The 3,251-nt window shown below is 57.8% G+C and carries 3 protein-coding genes; all 3 read left to right on the forward strand.

What is annotated here, in order from left to right; translation table 11 throughout:
* Positions 1–744: aminotransferase class I/II-fold pyridoxal phosphate-dependent enzyme (locus tag QM624_RS13750; protein WP_415092750.1), on the forward strand; the 744-nt coding region annotated here is incomplete at its 5' end.
* 10 nt (positions 745–754) lie between these two features.
* Positions 755–1,528 carry an ABC transporter substrate-binding protein gene (locus QM624_RS13755; protein ID WP_014070241.1) on the forward strand — a complete coding sequence of 258 codons (774 nt, stop codon included), beginning with the start codon at positions 755–757 and terminating at the stop codon, positions 1,526–1,528.
* Positions 1,529–1,685: 157 nt separating this feature from the next.
* The coding region (locus QM624_RS13760; protein WP_415092752.1) for a DUF6531 domain-containing protein at positions 1,686–3,251 on the forward strand (1,566 nt) is incomplete at its 3' end.

Here is a 3,251-nt window from a genome sequence, read left to right on the forward strand (position 1 = left end):
ATCAAACTGACCGTACCTGATTTTGCCGTGAACTGGGATGAAGTCCGTGCTGCCATCACCCCGAAAACACGGATGATCATCGTTAACACCCCGCATAACCCGAGCGGGCAGGTCTTCTCTGCGAACGACCTGCAACAGCTGGCGGCGGTCACACGTAATACCGATATCATTATTTTGTCTGACGAAGTGTACGAACACGTCGTCTTTGATGGCGAGCCGCATCACGGGATGGCCACACATCCCCAGCTGGCGGAGCGTAGCGTCATTATTTCATCCTTCGGAAAAACCTATCACGTCACCGGATGGCGCGTCGGTTACTGTGTTGCACCGGCGGTGCTGATGGAAGAGATCTGCAAGGTCCATCAATTTTTAATGTTTTCTGCCGATACCCCAATGCAGCACGCGTTTGCAGAACACATGACCGATCCGCAAACCTGGCTGTCGCTGGCCGCGTTTTATCAGCGCAAACGCGACCTGCTGCAATCGCTGCTTGCAGAATCACCGTTCCGCTTGCTGCCAAGCGCCGGTTCATTCTTCCTGCTGGCCGATTACAGCCATTTTAGTGATGAAAGCGACAGTGACATGGTGAAGCGGTTGATTACCGAGTGCGGTGTTGCAACCATTCCGCTGTCGGCGTTTTATGCGGATGGCACAGATAATAAATTGATCCGTCTCTCTTTTGCGAAAGATGAGGCAACGTTACGGGCAGGTGCCCAGGCCCTGTGTCGGGTTAAACCACGCTAAGGAGTTTTACATGAAATTACGCGCGTTAGTTGTCGGCATGGGATTGCTGTGTTCGTTCTCTTCTTTTGCCGCCACAGAGTTGCGTTACGGGCTGGAAGCTGAGTATCCACCGTTTGAAAGCCGCAATGCCTCAGGCGAGCTTGAAGGCTTTGACGTTGAGCTGGGCAATGCCATCTGTAAAGCGGCAGCCCTGAAATGTACCTGGGTTGAAACGTCATTTGATGCGTTGATCCCGGGTCTGGTGGCGAAGAAATTTGATGCCATCAACTCTGCCATGAACATCACCGAACAACGCCGCAAGAGCATTGATTTTACCCAGCCGATTTATCGCATTCCGTCACAGCTGGTGGGGAAAGCGGGCACGGCGGTAGAAGCAACGCCTGAAGGGCTGAAAGGTAAAACCATCGGGGTGTTGCAGGGCTCTATCCAGGAAACATACGCCAAAGAGCACTGGGAAAAGCAGGGTGTCACCGTGGTGTCTTATAAAGATCAGAACATGGCGTGGGGAGATTTGCTGAATGGCCGTATCGATGCCTCGTTAGTTATGTCCGCGGCCGGGCAGGCAGGTTTCCTGAGCAAGCCCCAGGGGAAAGGGTTTGGCTTTATCGGCAAACCGGTGTCTGACGACACTATCCTGGGCAGTGGTATCGGTTTTGGATTGCGTAAGGGGGATGAGGCCACCCAGAAGCAGCTTAATGCCGCAATTGATAAAGTACGTGCTGATGGCACGATCGCTAAACTCGCTGATAAGTACTTCCCGGGTATCGATGTCAGCGTAAAATAACCGCCTCGTTTTGCCCCGGCTGTCGATGTCCAGCCGGGGCATTTTTATACACATCTTAATATTTTCCGATTTTTCCGCACTTGCTTATATCCGTTCTTTTCTAAAGGTTATTTCCCGGTATTCTTCCCGCTCATTTCAGGTTTAAAAGGATTTGACCATGAGCGGTAAACCGGCTGCCCGGATGGGTGACATGACAAAAATCGGCGGCCCGATAGTCCAGGGCTCTGCCGGGGTGTTCATCGGTGCCCCCACCGGTGTTGCCTGCTCGGTCTGCCCCGGAGGCGTCACCTCGGGCAATCCGGTCAATCCGCTGCTCGGTGCCAAGGTCCTGCCCGGCGAAACGGATATCGTTCTGCCCGGCCCACTGCCGTTTATCCTTTCCCGCAGCTACAGCAGTTATCAGACGAAAACGCCTGCGCCTGTGGGCGTTTTCGGTCCCGGCTGGAAAGCCTCCTTTGATATCCGCCTGAACATCACGGATGAGACCCTTATCCTCAGTGACAGCGGCGGGCGCAGTCTTTATTTTGAGCCGCTGTTCCCCGGGGAGACCGCCTTCAGCCGCAGCGAATCCCTGTGGCTGGCCCGCGGCGGAACGCTGGCGCTGCATGAGAGTAGCGCCCTGTACCGGCTGTGGCAGACCCTGCCGGAGGATATTCGTTTAAGTCCGCATATTTACCTGGCAGTGAACAGCCCGCAGGGGCCCTGGTGGATACTCGGCTGGTCTAAACGTGTCCCGGACACGGGTGAGCTCCTGCCCGCGCCGCTGCCGCCGTACCGGGTACTGACCGGGCTGGCAGACCGTTTCGGGCGCACGCTCACCTTTCACCGGGCGGCGCAGGGAGATTTCAGCGGTCATATCACCGCCGTCACCGACGGCGCAGGCCGCCGCTTCCGGCTGACACTGAGCACACTGACACAGACCCCACCGGTGTCCGGCTATGGTGCCGACAGCGGTGTCCGCCTGGAGGCGGTCTGGCTCACACACGACCCGGAATACCCGTACAACCTGCCCGCCGGGCCGCTGGTGCGCTATGAATACACCCCGCGCGGTGAGCTGGCGGCGGTGTATGACCGGGACGGGATGCAGGTTCGAAGCTTTACGTATGATGCAAAGAACCCCGGAAGGATGACGGCTCACAGTCATGCCGGACGTCCGCAGACCACCTACCACTACGATGAGGCCGGTCGGGTGGTGGCACAGCACAACCCTGAGGGGCTCAGTTACCGTTACAGGTATGAAAACAATACGGTTACCATCACCGACAGTCTGAACCGCCGGGAGGTGCTGCACACCGAGGGTGAAGGCGGGCTGAAGCGGGTGGTGAAACAGGAACAGGCGGACGGCAGTCGCATTCTCAGAGAATTCGACAACGCGGGCCGCCTGCTGGCGCAGATCGATGCGGCCGGACGCCGGACGCAGTACCGGCTGAACGTCGGGTCCGGTGACACCGATGCCATCATTGCCCCCGACGGCAGGACCACACGGTTTTATTACAGCGACCAGCGGCAGCTGACGGACACGACCTGGCCTGACGGCCTGCGCACCCGCCGGGAATACGATGAACAGGGTCGGCTGACGGCGGAGACCTCCCGCGAAGGCAACACCAGCCGCTGGTTTTATACCGGCCCGCAGGATGAGCTGCCCTGTGCCATGCAGGACGCCACCGGCAGCAGGAAAACCCTGACCCGGAATCGTTACGGCCAGGTGGTCACCTTCACCGAC

Origin of the sequence: Micropruina sp. (assembly GCF_047606365.1) — a bacterium.
In the GTDB taxonomy this organism is placed as follows: Bacteria; Actinomycetota; Actinomycetes; order Propionibacteriales; family Propionibacteriaceae; genus Micropruina.